Raw genomic sequence first — 17,026 nt, 5'->3', positions numbered from 1 at the left:
CCACCTAAATCACGGTGCGGTCACTGTTGTGGGGTGAGTGTCTGAGCGTCGCGTCGCGCCTGACTTGGGCCGGGTGAAAGGGAAGCAATCCCCGCACTCATGGAGGCCCCGCGCATGAAGCACACCCTCGCCGCCCTTACAGCACACCGGCCTGCGTCGTGATCATCGAAACCCGTACGGGCGGCCTGGTTCTGGAGACCGCACACTGGATCGCCTGGTCCTCCCCGATCCTGGCCGCCCTGGTCCTGCTCGGGGGCATCGTCTGGGTCTGGCGCACCTGGGTTGGGGCGCGGCGAGTACAGGAGTCCCTTGCCGGTCGCGTCTGTGTGGAACTGGTCCCGACCTCGACGTTCGACCCGGGCGAGCGCGAGGTTGCCCGCTGGGCCCGCCATTTGGGGCGGGTGCGGTATGCGGTGGGCAAGACTCCGTCCCGCGGGGCCGGGGTGCGGCTGCGCTACAGCGCTGAGGCGGGGCGGATGCACTGCTACTTGGAGGGGCCAGCCGCGGCTGACGCGGTGTTGGCGATGCCTGGCTTCGCCGAGGTGGAGGTGCGCTCGGCGCGTTCCCGTCGTGACATTAAGCCCGTCACGTTCACGCTCCCTGCTTCGGTTCGGGGGGAGAAGTGACCACGGCGATCGTGGATTTCACGCAACCCGCCGCCGCCCCTGCATCGGCGCCTGCACGTCGCCGGTATGTCGAGCGTGCCGAGCTGGTGCTGGCGCTGCCTGATCAGCGTCCGCTGGCTGCGCTGGGGCTTGACCCCGATCCGTTGCAGCAGTTGGCGACGGCGCTCTGCAGTGTGCGGACCCAGGACGGCGAGCGCGCCGATGTCGTCCTGGACTTGATCCCTATCTCGGAGAGGCCGCTTGCCCGTCGCCGTCGGCGTCTGCTCGCGGCCGCCAAGCGCCGCGGTCCTTCCGCTTACGGCATGAAAATCAGCGGCGGCCTCAGTGGGATTGGTCTGCTGGAGTCGTTCACTTCGGCCTGGTCGGGAGGTAGAGCGAAGACCAGGTCGCGCGAGCGGGTGCCGCGGATGACCGATGTGCGTCAGGGGATGGGGAAGTTCGAGCCGGGTGCGGGTGCGGTGTTCGCCGTGCAGCTGCTGCTGCGTACCGAGGCCGGGCACCCGCAGGCCGCGCTGGAGCGCATGCACCAGCTTCTGGCGGTGTTTGCGGCCACATCAGAGGAGAACTATCTACGCCCTCACAAGCCGCGGACCCGCCGGGCCGTCGCAGGCTTTGAACGGCGCTTTGAGACAGGCGAGTTCGCTCCGCGCCGCCGGCAGTGGATCACCGTGCGCGAGCTGGCTGCCTTCCTGAAGCCGCCCACGGTGCGGTGTGGTGGTGCGGGGGTGGTGCGCTCTGGCGGTCAGGTGCCACCGGCTCCGGCAACCCTGCCCGTGTATACCGGGCAGCCGGGGCTGATTCCGCTTGGTGCGGTCGCCTACCCCGACGGGCGCGAGCGGATTGGCGCCGCCCGGGTGCAGGACTATCTGTTCGGACTGGCCTTGGGGAAGTCCGGTCACGGCAAGACGGAGCAGGCCCTCGTGGCGGCCATCGCTCTCGCGCATAACGGGTTCGGGACCTGGTTTTTGGATCCGCACGGTGAGGCATGGGCGCGAGCCAAGCCGTATCTGGCGCACCCTCATATCCAGTCGCGGGTGTGGGAGATCAATCTGGCCGAGGCTGAGCCGGACCAGCTGGTGGTGTCGTGGAATCCGTTGTCGATGGAGGGCCGCAGGTCCTGTGATGTGCAGAAGATCGTGCTGTCTGTCACGGAGGGCATCGCCGCTGCCCAGAACTGGGGTGACAGCGCGCCCAGGGCCCGCACCATTTTGGCGCGCACCGCGCAGGCGCTTGCCCTGCTCAACGTCAAGGCCGTCGGCGAGGGGCGGCCCGATCTGCAGTGCACGCTCTTTCAGGTGCGGACGTGGCTGACCGATGACGGATGGCGCGAGGTCCTGCTGCCGCACCTGCCCCGAAGGGTGCGGGCGTACTGGGAGCAGACCTTCCCCCGATTGGCCTCCGACGCTGTGCCCACCGTGACCTATGCCATCGACCGCCTCGATACGAGTGCGGCATTACAGGCGTTCTTCGGCAACCCGCGCTCCGGTTACGACGTGCGCACAGCGATGGACACCGGCCGGGTGGTGTTCGTGTGCCCCTCCGGGTCGGAGTCCGACGCCCTGGTCTCGTGCCTGCTCATTCATGACCTGCACCGCGCTGGCCTCTCACGCCAGGACACCCCCCGCGAGCTGCGGCGCACCTTCTTCTCCTGGGGTGATGAACTGACCGCTGTGGACTCCTCCTCCAAAGGGTTCCTCGCCGCGATCGCCGAGCAGCTGCGCAAGTACGAGGTGCGGTTCACTGGCATGACACAGATGGTGCTGCGCCTGTCTCCGATCACGCGTCAGGCGCTGCTGCAGAACCAGTCGATGCTCTCGACCTGCGCCGCGGACTTCGACGAGGCGGCCTTCATCGCTAAACGGTGGAAGGGCCGTGTCACCGCGGAGACGATCACTGAACTCCCCAAGTACCACTACGTCATGTCGGTGACCCTGGACGGCGTTCCGACCACCCCGTTTCGGGTGCGTGGCCTGCCGGTCGAGCGGATCTTCGCGAAGTACAAGAATCCGGCCGGGATTCCCGACCTGGACGCGGCGATCGACAGCAACCTGCGCCGCCGCCCGGTCGGCGAGATCCTCACCGACCTCGAGGAACTGGACGAGCTCATCCTCGCCCACCACACCGGGCGCCCCGCCGCGGGCGACAGCGGCGACCCCACCACGCTCACCGACCCAGCGGAAAGGCCCCTGCCATGCCCTACGCACACCCCGCACCTGCTGGCGTCGGGTCCATCGGCCAGCACGCCATGGACGTCCTCTACCAACACCGCCTGGTCTCCACCCGACAGCTCCACCGCCTGATCACCCCCCACCACAGCCGGGCCGAGTACCTGCGCCGCCAGCTCCACCAGATCCGCACCGCCGGCATGGCCGACTACGCAGCACGGCGGCTCCACGGCCAGAGCGACCTGCTGTGGTGGCTCACCCACAAGGGCGCCACCGCCGTCGAGGCGACCGGGCTACTCACCGCACGCCCCTACCGCATGAGCGCCGAGGCCGCGGCCGGTCCCCTGCAGGAACACACCCTGGCCACCGTGGAGACCGGCCTCGCGTTCACCGAATGGGCCCGCACGCTCGGCCACGAATGCGGACCGCTCGACTGGTCACCGGAAGTCGCCCACCCCTACCGCGACGACACCCGCCCCGGCGAAGACTTCACCCTGATCCCCGACGCCGTCCTGCACTACGTCCACACCACCCCCGCCCAGCGCACCCTGCTCACCCTGTTCATCGAGGTCGACCGCACCCAGATGACCGTCGCCCGCCTCGCCCAAAAACTCCACGCCTACGCCGCCTACCAAGGCCACACTCCCCAGCTCACCGCCAGCCGCGGGGCCCGCACCGTACACCGCACCTCAACCGTCCCAGCCTGGCGCTCCCGCTACCCCACCTTCCCCCGCCTCCTGCTGGTCCTCACCGGCGCCTCCACAGCCCGGCTCGCCCGCCGCATCGCCGACCTGCGCAGCCTCGCCGCCGCCGACCCCGCACTGAGCGCCGGCACGCTCCGCGCCGGAGTCACCACTCTCGAACAGCTCCAAAGCCAGGGCCCGTTCGCCCCGATCTTCACCCCCGTCCTTGGACCAGGCGATCTCACCGACGCACTCCTGCGCCCGCAGTCGTCCACCAGTACCTCCGCCGCCTGACCCGCCGCTGCGGATGCGCCCGACTCTCAAACCAGGAGGATCTATGCCCATAAACACTCTGCGCCCGCTCGAAGCAGCCGACTGCTCGCTCGTACGCCACCTCACCACTCTCGAATCCCCGCTGATCAACGAACTGGTCGCCGTAACGAGCCACCTCGAACGCGCCCAGCACCTCGCCGGAACGCCCGCCGGGCACCGGCTCCCCCACGGCGGCACGGTGCCTACTGACCGGATGAGCCAGTGGGTGATCGGGAACCTCGCCCAGATCCGCCACCTCCTCGCGCAGATCACCGACGCCCACCCCGCACAACAGCCGGCCGAGCTGTCCGCAAGCACACCCACCTGACCCCGGGGGGGGCGGAGACGGAGGTGCCATACGCACCCCGCCAGCGCTCCTTCCTCTCTTTCCAAGAACGCCAACCGATCTCAAGGAGCACCTGATGCGCTTCACCCCACGGAGGCCTTCTACGCCCCGCGCTGTTCAGCCTCCGTCCTGCGTGCCAGCCGCCTGCGCAGATCTGGACGCGATGCCGCGGGTGCTTCCCTCGGTGATCGCAGAATTCATGGCGGTGTTCTGCCACACCCGGATGCTCGCGGGGCTGTCCCAACGCCAGCGCTGCACCGAGGAGTACCGGCTGATGGCACGCTCCGTCATCCATCACGTCCTGGAAGGCTGGAAGCACCAGACGGATGGCACCGGGACGATAGACGACCTGCTCCTGGAGCCCGTACTTCCCCTGTGACGGAAAGTACGGAAACTCGCACCCCGCGAAATCCCACTCCACGGACAGATCACCTTGCTTCTTGAGCACACATCGGGTGCCGCCTGCAGAGTCAGCCCCGATCGTGATCTGAAGGACCGAGCCACCAACGTTATGCGGAATCGCGCCATTCAAATGTGTGCACGGACGATCCATTCCAGCCGCCGGGCTCACTCGCCAGGAGCGGACTGACTAGATGCCGAGAGAGGCATTACCGGTGTGTCCCTTGGTGCGCGATATGTGTCACGGGGTTTCGGCCAACTGTCAGAACCTGGTGCATCGTTGGCCAAACTTTGCGTAGCGTGTGCAGTTGCACGGCACCCAGACTTTTCCGCTACGGACTGATCACGTAGTGCAGTAGAAGCAGGTGACGGGCCCGACAGGGGCAACGTACGGGGAGGCGTAGTGGAACAGTCAACACGACAGAGGCGTGGACAGGTTTGCAACCGGAACCGCACACGCATAATGACATTGCTTTTCGCAGTTGGAACGCTCGCGGCAGTCACGGGGTGCAGCTCTGGAAGTGGAGATTCCGTTGCCAAAGACCCCAGCCCGTCCCCCTCCACAACAGCCTCCGCCACGAAATCCACTGACCCCACCGAGGCAGCCAAGATCACCGCCATCGGTGTGTACAAGCAGTTCTGGCAGGAGATGGAGGTCCTCTACGCCGACAGCACGGGCAAAAAGGCGAACCTCAAGAAGTACGCCGCATCCAACGCCCTGCTTCAGGCCAACGTGGACGCTAAGAGCGCCCACGACCGCCATCTCATCAATGTCGGGCACGTCGTCGTGGACAACCCGACCGCCACTCAAGCGAACCTCAATCGCCAAGTCCCCAACGTGGTCATCTCCAGCTGCCTGGACATCTCCCAGTGGAAGGCGATCAACGCCACCACCAAAAAGCCAGCGTCGCTTCCGTCCACGCGGCTCACGAAGTACGTCATCGTCGCCACGGTCGAGCACTTTCCTGAGGGGTGGAAGGTCACCAGAAACGACCCGAAGGGGCAGGCATGCTGACCTTTCGGCAGGCCCTCGGATTAGGCCTCTTGGCCCCAGCGGTACTCATAGCCGCCGGTCAGGCACACGCCGACGGTAAGCCGGGGACTGGAGTGCACGACTGCCAACGCTTCCTGTGCGTCGAAGCCGAGACGCCCGGAGAAGCTGGTGGCAGCGACTCTGCGCAGCAGACCGGGAGCTCAAAGAACACCAGCAAGTGGGTTTGCACTTACAAGCTCGTCGATCCGCAGCCCGGAGCGGGGAGCCTGGACTGGGAGGGGCACAAGCCGGGCGACGGTGCCGTGTACGAGAAGTCGTGCATCTACGACAACAACAAGCGCATGGTCACCGTCACGAACATCTGGTCCGCCGACCCTCCTGCGGGACAGGTCGACCCGGCGGTCCTGGCGCAGCAGGCGGTGGACAAGATGCTGCTGCGCGGCGCCGAGATCGGGATCACGCCCAAGCCTGGCGGCAAGGGCGTGGTCGGCATGCCGGTCTACCTGTGGACCGCGAAGAACAAGGAAACGTACGGACCCAACGTCGCTTCCGCGACGGCTGGCGCGGTCACCGTGACGGCGATCGCCCAGGTGTCGAAGATCGTGTGGGACATGGGTGACGGTAAGTCCGTCACCTGCACCACCGCTGGCACTCCCTACAAGGCGGCGTACGGCAAGAGCCCCTCCCCCGACTGCGGTCATCACTACACCCAGCCCTCCTCGACCACCCCGTCTGGGAAGTTCCACGTCACTGCGACGTCGACGTGGACGGTCGACTGGACGGGCGGCGGCCAGAACGGGGTACTCACCGAGGTCCGCAACAGCGCCGTGGACATCACGGTCGCCGAGGTGCAGGTCCTCAACTGATGTACCGCCAGAGACAACTGTGCAGAGCAGGCACCCCGAGTTCGAGAGGGCACTGACCGCCATGACTTCCCCCGTTCCCGCCCCCTCGGTGCCACGCCCGCCACAAGGGCCGGTGCGTACGGACGTTCCGATCACGACGACACCGCCGCCCACCGTCAAACGGGAGCGCCGCTGGTCGGTGGTCGCGCTGTGTGTCGTCCTGGCCGTGGTCGCCGCGCTCGGCGCGGTGTATCTGGCCACCTCCTCGAGCAACCGCGTCCCGGTCTTGGCGATCGCCCGCGACGTACCCGCCGAACAGGCCTTGAGCGATGGGGATTTGGTGGTGGCGGAGGTGTCGGCGGACGCGGTCCTGTCCCCGGTGCCGGCCTCCGAGAAGGCGGCGCTGATCGGACGGCGCCCCGCCGTCGACCTTCACCAGGGCGGTCTGCTGCAACTCGCGCAGCTCGCCACCGGATCCGGGCTGGGTGACAAGCAGCAGCAGGTCGGTGTGCAAGTGAAGCGCGGGCAGGCCCCGGCGGGCACGCTGCAGCCCGGTGACAAGGTCCTCGCTGTCACCACTCCGGCCCAGGGCGACACCCCGGACCCGGACAAGGCGGAGGCGCCGCCGACCTCGCTCGAGGCGACGGTGGTGTCGGTGTCGCGCCCGGACGCGTCGGGCACGGTCGTGGTCAACCTCGCGGTCTCCCCCACGGACGGGCCGCTGTTGGCCACCCGCGCCGCGTTGGGCCGCATCGCACTGGTCCGTCAGCCGCGGAGCAGTTGAGATGCCGGTAACCGCTTTGGTCTCAGCGAAGTCGTGCGGCGTGACGGTCTCCGCTCTCGCGCTGGCTCTGGCCTCGAAGAACACCACATTACTCGCGGAGTGCGATCCGGCCGGCGGCACGATCCGCACCGGATATCTGCAGGGCAGTCTCAGCGCCGGCTTCGGTCTGTCCCACCTGGCGGCCGCCGACCGTATCGGCCCGGCCCACCTCGCCAACGCCTTCGCCTCGCATCTGTGGGCGATGGACGAGGCGGGGTACCGGAAGGTTCTGCCCGGGCTGACCGACCCCACGCAGGCCGCGTCCCTGGCCGGGACCTGGGGCAACTTGGCAGAGTTGCTGGACGGGATGACCGAGGAAGGCGGGCACGAGGTGTACGTGGACGCCGGGCGCCTGGTGTTCGACGCCGGGCGCCTGCACCCCACGCTCACGCCGGCCCCGCTGCTGCACCGGGCCGACCTGGTCTTGATGGTCGTCCGCAGTGACGACCGTTCGCTGTCGCTGGCCCACCATCTGATCAAGCCGTTGCGCGCCGAGCTCCAGGAGCACGGCAACGGCTCCGATGCGCTGGGGCTGCTGGTCATCGAGGGCGGCCCCTACCGCACCCACCAGGTCGCCGCCGCCCTGCAGACACCGGTGGTGGCCGGCCTGCCCTGGGATGCGGAGACCGCCGCCTACCTGTCGGGCGGCGGAACGCCGCCGCGCGGCTATGCCCACAGCCCGCTGCTGCGCAGTGCCCGCACCGCAAGCGAGGAGATCTCCGCGGCCGCCTCTACGCGGCACACCCAGCAGAAGTACAGCCCGCAGCCCAACGGTGTCCTGCAACGTCTCACCCACCCCAGCAGAGGAGGGCAGAGCCATGGCTAACGGATACCAGCAGCCCGGCGTGAACGGGCACAGCGCCCCGATGGACCGCAGCGACCTCGCGGCGATGCTCACCCAGCGACTGGACCGGCTGCGCCCGCCCGAGCAGCACGCCGCTCCTCCCCTGCCGCCGACCGCAGGACCGGCAACGCCCGTGCTGCCGGCGGCGGACACGGTGTCGGCGGACCCGGGGGCCGTGCCGCTCCTCGCCGACCTGCCCGGCGATCTTCCGGTGGGCTGGGACATCATCCAGGACCTGCAGAAGAAGGTCTCCACCCAGGTCAGCCAGCGCGACCCCAACAACAAGATGGAGAAGGACGACCGGCGGGCCTACGCCCGCGCGGTGACCACCGAAGTGGTGGCCGCCTGGGCGTCGGAGTACGCGTCGGAGAACGTTCCGCTGGCCCGCGAGGAGGAGACCCGCATCGCGAATGCGGTCTACGACTCCATCTACCGCGGCGGCCGCCTGCAGTCCCTCTTGGACGAGGACGGCGTCGAAGACGTCATGGTCGACGGGCTGCGCGCGATGGTGGAGTACTACGACAAGCCGCGGCGGGTCATCGAGAAGATCGCCAACTCGCATGAGGAGGTGCTCGCCTGGGTGGACCGGATGGCCAGCCTGTCCGGGCACGGCGACCGCAGCCTGGACCTGAGCCGGCCCTCCACCGGATTCCGTCTGCCCGACGGGTCCCGGGTCACCGCCTCCCTGCTGACCTCCCGGCCCTCGGTCGTCATCCGCAAGCACCGCATCCAGAACCAAGGCATCCCCGAGCTGGTGCAGTGGGGCACCCTCAACCCGATGCTGGAGCTGTTCCTGCGGGCCTGTGTGCAGGCAAAGATGAACATCCTCATCGTCGGCGGCATGGGCGCCGGGAAGACCTCGTTGCTGCGTGCGCTCGGCCGGGAAATCCCCGAGGACGAGCGGCTGGTCACGCTGGAATCGGACCGGGAGCTGTACCTGGACGAGCCGGGCCCCATGCCGGGACCGCCCACCTTCGCGTTCGAAGCCCGGCACTCCAACGGCGAGCGGGACACTGCCGGAGAGGTCACCATCTCCGACCTGTTCGAGGTTGCCCTGCGGTACAACGCGACCCGGGTGATCGTCGGTGAGGTCCGCTCGAAGGAGATCAAGCCGATGCTCGACTCGATGTCGGGCAGCGGATCGGGCTCGATGTGCACGGTTCACGTACGGCGCCCGCGCGGCATCATCAACCGCCTGTCCCAGCTGTGCACCGGGGCGGGCATGAGCGACACCGAAGCCCACCATCTGATCGCTGCGGCCGTCGACGTCGTCGTCTATCTCGCCTACGACTGGTCGGACTTGAAGTACGGCGGCCACAAGCACCGCTACGTCAGTCACATCCTGGAGGTCCACGACGAGGTCGGCGAGAGCGGCCGGGCCATCACCACCGAGCTGTTCGCCCCCGCCGGAAAAGAAGTCCGGGCGGTGTATCAGCAGATGCCGACGTTCATCGACGAGCTCGAGGACCACTCGCGGTTCACCGATCAGTACGGGAACACCTTCGGCTTCAACCGCGCATGGCTGCTCGACAACCCGCACGGCGCGTGGCGGGCGCCGTTGCAGAAGGTCGGCCCCTGATGACCACCTCCCAGCTGGCCCTGTACGCCGCACTGTTCGCGGTCCTCGCGGTGGCCGCCGCGGCGCTGGCCGTGCGCGAGATCCGCGGCCGCATTCCCGACCCGGCGAAACCCCCCGCCCGCCTTGCGCTGCGGCTGCACCGGGCGAAGACCGAGCTGCCGGAGAAGTGGCAGCGCCGCTGGCGCCACCTGCTGGGGGCGGCCGGCGTGGTGACGCTGGTGGTGTGGGCGTACACCGGCTGGCCGGTCCAGGGTTTGATCGCGGGCGGGGCGGTGCTCGGCGCCCCGTATGTGTGGCATCCGGGCGGGTCGGCGAAGGTGCGGATCGAGCGCCTGGAGGCCCTCGCGCAGTGGCTGAACCACCTGGCGGGCATCCACACTGCGGGCATCTCCCTGGTGCAGACCGTACGGTCCTCCGCCAAGACCGCCCCGGCCCCGATCGCCCCCCAGGTCTCGGCGCTCGCCGACCGCCTCGGCTCGGGCCGCATGGACGCCCACCAGGCGTTCGCCCTGTTCGCCGACGAACTCTCCGACGGGGTCGTCGACCACGTGGTGCTGCTGCTGCAGTCGCACGCCGTGTACAAGGGCCGCGGTCTGGCCGACGCCCTGGAGGCCCTCGCCGTCACCATCGACCAGCAGGCCGCCGACGCCCGCACCGTGGAGTCCGACCGGGCCAAGGTCCGCAAATCCGCCCGTATGAACTCCGTCGTCATCACCCTGGTCGTGGTCGGCTGCATGCTCAACCAGGCCTGGTCTGCGTGGTACAGCACCCCGTTGGGGCAGATCGTTCTCGCCGTCCTGGGCTGCTGTTACGCCGGAACGCTGGTGTGGATGCGGCGCGTTGCCCGCTCCCAGCCCGACCCTCGCCTCCTGGACCCGCTCGGGTCGGCCGGTGCACTCCTTGTCCCCGCCGGAGGCCTTCGATGATCCCCCTTGATGTGGTGCTGCCCGCCGCTGCGAGCGGCGTCCTGATCGGGCTCGCGGTGGGGGCCGCCTGGCCTGCCCGCCCGGACCTGGCCGCCGCCCTGCACCGCCTGGACGCGGCGAACTTCACCCCCGGCTCCGCCCTGTCCCCCACCGCCGTGCCCGGCACCGGATCCTTGGCCGAGAAGGTCGGCTCCCGGTTGCTGGCCGAGACCGGCACCTCCATCACGCTGCCGTACAAGGACCTAAACCTGCTGCGGATCTCACCGGCCGCGCACCTGGGCAAGCGGGTACTGGCCGCCGTGTTCGGGCTGCTGGCCCCGCAGTTGCTGCAGGGCATGCTGCTCCTGACTGGTAGCCCCTTCCCGCTGTCCATCCCTGTGATCGGCTCTCTCGGGCTGGCGGTCATGTTCTGGCTGGCCCCGGGACGCGACGTGCGCAGGGATGCGGCCACGGCCCGCCTGGTCGTACGCCACTCCGTCGCCTCCTACCTGGAGCGCGTGGCCCTGGCGAGGATCGCCGGATCTGCCGCATCCCAGGCGTTGACCCGTACCGCTGAGGTCGGCGACGGGTGGATTTTCGTGCGGATCCGGCAGGTCTTCGACCAGGCCGAGCTGTCCGGTGTCACCGCATGGGACGCCCTCAAGCAGCTCGGCGAAGAACTCGACATCCCCGAACTCGCCCGCCCCGCCGACACTCTGGCCCTGGCCGGGGACGGCGCCGCCGTCTACACCACCCTCCAGGCCCAGGCCCGCCAGCTGCGCATCGCGCTGCTCACCGACACGAAGGCGGAGGCGAACGCGGCCTCCACCACGATGATCCTGCCCGTCATCGCAGGCGTCGTCCTCATGCTCGTCTTCATCATCGTCCCGATCACCAACAGCATTCTCGACAGCTGAACCACCGCACCCGCAAGGAGAGTTGATCCACATGAGTATTCAGGTCCTCACCCAACTGCTGCGCGCCCGGTGGGAGCAGCTCAAGTCCGCCCGTGATGAGGGGCAGTCGACAACCGAGCTGGCGGTGATCGTGGCCGTGCTGGTCGTCGTGGCCGGTCTCGTGCTGGTCGCCATCAAGACCAAGGTCGGGGAGAAGATCGGCATCATCAACGCCGGCTGACCCCGGGGAGGACGTACAGCGCCACATCGCACCGCATCGACGAGAACGGGGATCTGCTCCATGACACGGACAGCGCACCGTACGCGGTGGGCCTGGCTGCGGGCCCGTTTCGCGGCCCGCGGGGACCGGGGCGCGGGCAGTGTCGAGCTCGCGATCCTCGTCGTGGTGGTCCTCATCCTGGCGGTCGGCACCATCCAGGTCGGCCTCTACCTCCATGCCCGCAAGGTCGCCCAGTCCGCGGCCCGCCAGGGAGTCGACGCCGGGCGACAGTTCGGCGCCACCAACTCCGACGGTGTCGCCCAAGCGAGGCAGTTCCTCGACCGGTTCGGGAATTCGGTGCGCGGCGCCCAGGTCTCCGCGAACGGCAGCACCCCCGTGGAGATCCGCATCACCGTCACCGGGCACGTCGCCACCCTCGTCCCCGGCCTGGAACTGGACGTCACCCAGTACGCGGACGCCCCACTCGAGCGGTGGACGAACCCGTGAGCCGACTCGCGCGCTTCCTCAACCCGCGGAGCGGCCGGGACCTGGGCAGTTTCTCCGTGGAGGTCGCGATCCTGGCACCCTGCCTCATCGCGATCCTCTGCCTGATGATCGCGTTCGGGCGGATCACCGACGCGAAGGGCGCCGTGGACAGCGCCGCCCGCTCCGCCGCACGGGCCGCTTCCCTGGAGCGCGACGCGGGCAGCGCCCAGCAGCAGGCCCAGGCCGCTGCCGCACGCAGCCTGGACGGTGACGGGATCACCTGCCGCACCACCAGCGTCGTCGTCGACACCGCCGGATACGCCCTGGACATCGGCCAGGACGCCACGGTCACCGCGACCATCGCCTGCACCGCGGACCTCTCCGACATCGGCCTGCCCGGCCTGCCCGGATCCAAGACGATCACCGCATCCTGGACCAGCCCCCTGGACACCTATCGGGGGCGACAGTGACCCCTTCGGTTCACACACCCCGACGCTTCCTCAGCTTCCTCAACCGGTACCGCACCGCGGTTTCGAGAGGCGAGCGGGAGCGGGGCTCCATGTCGGTGTTCTTCGCCGTGGTCGCGGTCGCCCTGTTCATGGTGCTGGGGCTGCTCGTCGACGGCGGCGGCGCGTTGAATGCGGGCAACCGGGCAACCTCGCTGGCCCAAGAGGCCGCCCGCACCGCAGGCCAGCAACTCGACCCGGCCCAGGCCATCGAGGGCACCGCGATCACCATCGACCCCCAGGCCGCGCAGGCCGCCGCCCAGGACTACCTGGCGGCCGCGCACGTAGAAGGCGACGTGCAGATCACCGGCGGGGGCACCACCCTCACCGTGACCGTCCACACCACTTACAAGACCCTGTTCGCCCCGCTGGTGGGCAAGCCGACGATCAACGTGACCGGCAGCGCAACCGCCCATCTGCAGACCCACGCTGGAGGCTGAACCCCTGTGGCCCACCACACCCCCGGCCCCCTGCGCACCCTCGGCCTCCTCATCCGCGCGCTGTTCGGCCTCGCCGTGCTGGCCGCCCTGGTTGGCGGTGTGCCGTACGTGCTGCTGGCCATCGGCCACCAGCCGGCCGAACTCATCGGCAGCGGCACCGGGTTAATGTCCCGCGACGACGGCACCCTGCTCCTGGTCGTCGTCACCCTCATCGGCTGGGCCGCCTGGGCGGCCTTCACCCTCTCCGCCCTGGTCGAAGTCGTAGCCGTCGCACGCCGCCGCTCCGCCCCCCGCATCAAGGGCCTGAGCGGCCTGCAGTCCTTCGCCTCGTTCCTGGTCGGCGCGATCGTACTGCTCGCCCCGACCGCCGCCTCCGCGGCCACCTCCACCCCAGCACACGCAGTGACCCAGTCCGCCGGCCACCAGACACCCGGCACCACAACGAGCACCTCGCCGACGGCGTCCTCGGAGGAGAGCACCGCCTGGCCAACGCACACCGTCACTTCCACGACCGAGTCCCCCTGGGGCCTGGCCGTGGACACCCTCGGCAACGGACAACGGTGGAAGGACATCGCCGCCCTCAACCCCGACATCCCCGAACTCCAGGGCGGGGACATCTACCTGCCGCTCGGAACGGTCATCAAGCTGCCCGCCGACGCCCGCCCCCAGATCACCACCTCTCCCCCGGCCCCCCGTACGACAACTGCCGCAGCCGCCACGAGGACGGCCCCGGCCTCTGCCCACCAGTCGGCCACCCCCGTGCAGGACGCGGGCAAGGACCACAAGGAGAAGGAGGAGCTGTCCTCTGTGGAGAGCGGCAACGACTCCGCTCACACCACGGAGGAGACGGTCCGTAGCGGCAACACGCTCTGGGGCCTCGCGGAGGACGCGTACGGCGACGCCAACAAGTGGCCGAAGATCTACAACGCCAACAAGGGTGTGATCGGCGGGAATCCTGATCTGATCTTCCCGGGCCAACATCTCGTCATCCCTCCGCAGGACGGGCACACCACAGCGCCCGCACCACGCACCGGTCACAGCCCAACGCACCCTCCCAAAACCCAGACGCCGGACCAGGACAAGGCCACCCCGACCGCGCCGTCGGCTCCAGATTCGGGCAGCCGCCAGAACACGGCTCCCCCGTCCTCGCCCTCCGCGAGGGCCACTACCACTCCCGGTCCGGCCCCGAGCCGTACGGCCGGGCCGTCGGCAACCTCCCCGGCCCCCGCTCCAGCAGCCTCCTCCACCCCAGATCAAAGCGCGCACCGCACCCCGGTGCCGGTAGCCCGGGCGGCCGAGGAGGACGGCGAGCAGTCCGTGGCCCCGGCCACCCTGTGGCTTGGGGCCGGGGTGCTGGCGGCCGCCCTGGTCGGCACGCTGGCCACCCGGCGCAGGCTGCAGCAGCGCCGCCGCCGGGTCGGCCGGCGCATCCCCATGCCCACCGGGAGCGCGGCCGCCACCGAGCAGTCGCTGCGCGCGGTCCAACAACCCCTCGATCTTCTGGACACCGCGCTGCGTACGCTCGCCCTCAACCTCGCGAGCGTCCGACGTGAACTACCCGTCATCGAAGCGGTCGTTCTCCACGATGCGCGCATCGAGCTCCACCTGGCCGCCGACACGACCCCGTGCAAGCCCTTCACCGCCACCAACGGCCGCCAGGATCTGTGGACCTGCACCGCCACCAGCCCCGACCTCGCAGATGCCGAGGCCCTCACCACCACCGGCGCCCCCTACCCGGCCCTGGTCTCGCTCGGCTGGGACCCCCAGGGACATCTGGTCCTCATCGACCTCGAGCACGTCGGGATCCTCCACCTCGCCGGCGACGTGGACCTGGCCCGGCACGTTCTGCAGGCCATCTCCGTTGAACTCGCCAACACCCCGCTGTCGGACCATCTTGAGCTCACCGCCTTCGGAACCACCGCACCCGGCCTGGAAGCAGCGGCTCCCGAACGCGTCGCCCGCACCCAGGACATGGGCCAGGCCGTCACCGAACTCGCCGCCCATACCGCCGAGCAACGCCACGCCCTGACCACCATCGGCGCCAACTCCCTGCGAGCCGCCCGGTTGCAGGACGACACCGGGGGCGCGTTCACCCCGCACGTCGTCCTCGCCCAGGACCTGGACACCGCTGTCGCCGACCCCACTGCGGTCACCGCACTGTTCGATGCGCTCTCCTCGCTGCCGCGCACCGCCGGCGCGGTGGTGACCGCCGCCCCCACCCAGGACCTGTCCGCGAGCCGCGCCTGGACGCTCGACTGCCAGGGCGCAGATCAGCTGGTCGTGCTTCCCGGATCCGGACTGCCGGTGCATCTGCAAGGGTTGAGCGACAGCCACTTCGCTGACGCGATCGAGCTGCTCACCCTCGCCGCGAGCGACACCGACGTGCCCGCCCCCGCGTGGACCGAGGCCCAGCCCGCGCCCCAGGTCTGGGAGAACCCGTACGCGAACGAGGAGGAGGGCGCCCTGCCCACCGAGTACGCCGAACTCGAGCAGGACCTCCTGGGCACAGACGACCCGGAAGAACCAGAAGACCGGGACGTGGAGGAGGCGGCGGAAGATGCAACGGGCGCGCCGGAGGAGGCGAAGAAGGAGCCCGCGACCGGGCTCTCGCTCGCCGAAGTCCTCAACGACGACCCCGAGGCCTCGGCCGCGGCGGCGCCCGCGGCTCCCGGTGATGTGCTCCCCCTGACCAGTGCGTATGCCGCTCCCCTGCTGCAGGCGGTCAGTGTCACCGCCCCCGCGCCAACCGCGCAGGCCGTGACCGAGGCCTCGGCGGGCGCAGAAAGCCCCGTGTTGGAATCGGTCATGGTGGAGGGGCCGGGGCCGGTCCTGTCGCTGCTCGGACCGCTGCGCATCGACGGGGAACAGGGACGTGTCGACCCCAGCCGTAAACGCATCAACTTGGAGCTGGTCACCTTCCTCGCGCTGCACCCCGGCGCCGACCACCACGAGATCGATGAAGCGCTCTGGCCCGGCCAGGTCGGCGGCAAGCAGCGCCGCGATCCCGTCATCAGCCGCACCCGCTCATGGCTCGGGCGCGCCAACTTCCCCCGGATCCAGGACAACCCCGACCGCCGCTACCGCCTCGGCCCGAATGTCACCAGCGACTGGGAGAAGTTCAAGAACCTTGCTCTCCAAGGGAAAGCGGACCGTGGCGAAGACGGTGATCTCGCGCTGCGCCGTGCGCTCTCCCTCGTACGGGGGCGCCCGCTCTCCGCGACCGACACCACCCGCTACACCTGGGCCACGACCGACATCGAGGAGATGCTCGCCGCGATCGTGGACACCGCCCACCACCTGTCCACCCGACGGCGCGAGGCCGGCGACACCAGCGGCGCCCTGTGGGCGGCCCACCGCGGGCTGCTCGCCGACGACAGCAACGAAATCCTCCACCGGGCGATCTTCCGCGCCCACCACCAGGCCGGGGACATCGCCGCGTTGAGGGATGCCGCCCATCGCCTGCGCACCATCAACGACGGCATCGACGGCGGTGTGACCGTGGAAGACGACACCGCCGAACTCCTGCAGGATCTGCTGCCGCGCACCGCCACCCATCACTGAGAACACGGAGCTGCCCGATGTCGAACCTCCCTGATCCCCTGCAAGACGGGCACGCCCGCCTGGACAGCGCAGGACACGACATCCCCCTGGAGATAGCCGCCTCCCGCCAGGCCCGCACCCGCGGCCTGCTCGGCCGGACCGGATTCGACGGGGCGATCCTCCTCGCCCCCAGCTCCAGCGTTCACTCACTGCGGATGCGTTTCGCCATCGACGTCGCCTACGTCGACAAGACCCTGACGGTCATCGACGTCCGCACGATGAAGCCCAACCGGGTCGGAGTCCCCCGAGTCCGAGCCCGCTACGTCCTGGAAGCCGCAGCTGGCGCCATGGCGAGCTGGGGAATCGGTGCGGGGACTTCCCTGTCGATCGGCGTTGCTCCGGTCCCTGCTCCCTGAC

The 17,026-nt window shown here is 69.3% G+C and carries 18 protein-coding genes; all 18 read left to right on the top strand.

Translation table 11 applies throughout. The features are described 5' to 3' along the window. Positions 1–158 precede the first annotated feature (158 nt). The 18 genes from OG707_RS41235 (at position 159) to OG707_RS41150 (ending at position 17,025) form a co-directional block, all read left to right on the top strand. The gene (locus OG707_RS41235) at positions 159–626 is read left to right on the top strand and encodes a hypothetical protein (RefSeq protein ID WP_329127286.1); all 468 of its coding nucleotides are present in this window, start codon (positions 159–161) and stop codon (positions 624–626) included. Then, positions 623–2,926 carry an ATP/GTP-binding protein gene (locus OG707_RS41230; RefSeq protein WP_329127285.1) on the top strand — a complete coding sequence of 768 codons (2,304 nt, stop codon included), beginning with the start codon at positions 623–625 and terminating at the stop codon, positions 2,924–2,926. Before OG707_RS41235 ends, OG707_RS41230 begins: the two co-directional genes overlap by 4 nt. Beyond that, complete coding sequence (locus tag OG707_RS41225) at positions 2,818–3,768, top strand: replication-relaxation family protein (protein WP_329127283.1); 951 nt, start codon at positions 2,818–2,820, stop codon at positions 3,766–3,768. Before OG707_RS41230 ends, OG707_RS41225 begins: the two co-directional genes overlap by 109 nt. A 43-nt stretch (positions 3,769–3,811) precedes the next feature. Next, positions 3,812–4,114 carry a hypothetical protein gene (locus tag OG707_RS41220; protein ID WP_329127281.1) on the top strand — a complete coding sequence of 101 codons (303 nt, stop codon included), beginning with the start codon at positions 3,812–3,814 and terminating at the stop codon, positions 4,112–4,114. Positions 4,115–4,316: 202 nt separating this feature from the next. Then, positions 4,317–4,511, top strand: coding sequence for a hypothetical protein (locus OG707_RS41215; RefSeq protein WP_329127280.1), 195 nt, complete (start codon positions 4,317–4,319; stop codon positions 4,509–4,511). A 645-nt stretch (positions 4,512–5,156) separates the two neighbouring features. Beyond that, the gene (locus tag OG707_RS41210; protein ID WP_329127278.1) at positions 5,157–5,546 is read left to right on the top strand and encodes a secreted protein/lipoprotein; all 390 of its coding nucleotides are present in this window, start codon (positions 5,157–5,159) and stop codon (positions 5,544–5,546) included. A gap of 92 nt (positions 5,547–5,638) precedes the next feature. Beyond that, a complete protein-coding gene (locus tag OG707_RS41205) occupies positions 5,639–6,391 on the top strand; it encodes an ATP/GTP-binding protein (RefSeq protein ID WP_329127277.1) in 753 nt (250 codons plus the stop codon). Between the two features lie 112 nt (positions 6,392–6,503). Then, positions 6,504–7,154, top strand: a complete 651-nt coding sequence (locus OG707_RS41200) for an SAF domain-containing protein (RefSeq protein WP_329127275.1) — start codon at positions 6,504–6,506, stop codon at positions 7,152–7,154. Positions 7,155–7,194: 40 nt separating this feature from the next. Further along, positions 7,195–8,019 (top strand): hypothetical protein, encoded by an 825-nt coding sequence (locus OG707_RS41195; protein ID WP_329127273.1) that lies wholly within the window; start codon positions 7,195–7,197, stop codon positions 8,017–8,019. Beyond that, the gene (locus OG707_RS41190) at positions 8,012–9,616 is read left to right on the top strand and encodes a CpaF family protein (RefSeq protein ID WP_329127272.1); all 1,605 of its coding nucleotides are present in this window, start codon (positions 8,012–8,014) and stop codon (positions 9,614–9,616) included. Before OG707_RS41195 ends, OG707_RS41190 begins: the two co-directional genes overlap by 8 nt. Then, positions 9,616–10,542 carry a type II secretion system F family protein gene (locus OG707_RS41185; protein ID WP_329127270.1) on the top strand — a complete coding sequence of 309 codons (927 nt, stop codon included), beginning with the start codon at positions 9,616–9,618 and terminating at the stop codon, positions 10,540–10,542. Before OG707_RS41190 ends, OG707_RS41185 begins: the two co-directional genes overlap by 1 nt. Then, positions 10,539–11,438 (top strand): type II secretion system F family protein, encoded by a 900-nt coding sequence (locus OG707_RS41180; RefSeq protein WP_329127269.1) that lies wholly within the window; start codon positions 10,539–10,541, stop codon positions 11,436–11,438. Before OG707_RS41185 ends, OG707_RS41180 begins: the two co-directional genes overlap by 4 nt. A 31-nt stretch (positions 11,439–11,469) precedes the next feature. Further along, positions 11,470–11,658, top strand: coding sequence for a hypothetical protein (locus OG707_RS41175; RefSeq protein WP_329127268.1), 189 nt, complete (start codon positions 11,470–11,472; stop codon positions 11,656–11,658). Positions 11,659–11,718: 60 nt separating this feature from the next. Further along, a complete protein-coding gene (locus OG707_RS41170; protein ID WP_329127266.1) occupies positions 11,719–12,144 on the top strand; it encodes a TadE/TadG family type IV pilus assembly protein in 426 nt (141 codons plus the stop codon). Continuing rightward, positions 12,141–12,593: a TadE family protein gene (locus tag OG707_RS41165; RefSeq protein ID WP_329127265.1), complete on the top strand. Its 453-nt coding sequence runs from the start codon at positions 12,141–12,143 to the stop codon at positions 12,591–12,593. Before OG707_RS41170 ends, OG707_RS41165 begins: the two co-directional genes overlap by 4 nt. Positions 12,594–12,682: 89 nt before the next feature. Then, the gene (locus OG707_RS41160) at positions 12,683–13,069 is read left to right on the top strand and encodes a TadE/TadG family type IV pilus assembly protein (protein ID WP_329127264.1); all 387 of its coding nucleotides are present in this window, start codon (positions 12,683–12,685) and stop codon (positions 13,067–13,069) included. A 6-nt stretch (positions 13,070–13,075) separates the two neighbouring features. Next, complete coding sequence (locus tag OG707_RS41155) at positions 13,076–16,630, top strand: LysM peptidoglycan-binding domain-containing protein (RefSeq protein WP_329127263.1); 3,555 nt, start codon at positions 13,076–13,078, stop codon at positions 16,628–16,630. Positions 16,631–16,647: 17 nt separating this feature from the next. Further along, entirely contained in the window at positions 16,648–17,025 is a 378-nt protein-coding gene (locus tag OG707_RS41150; protein ID WP_329127261.1) for a DUF192 domain-containing protein, read from the top strand. Position 17,026: the final 1 nt, after the last annotated feature.

Origin of the sequence: Streptomyces sp. NBC_01465, assembly GCF_036227325.1 — a bacterium.
Taxonomy (GTDB): domain Bacteria; phylum Actinomycetota; class Actinomycetes; order Streptomycetales; family Streptomycetaceae; genus Streptomyces.
Note: the sequence above shows the minus strand (reverse complement) of the source record. Positions and strands in the feature narration are given on the sequence as shown.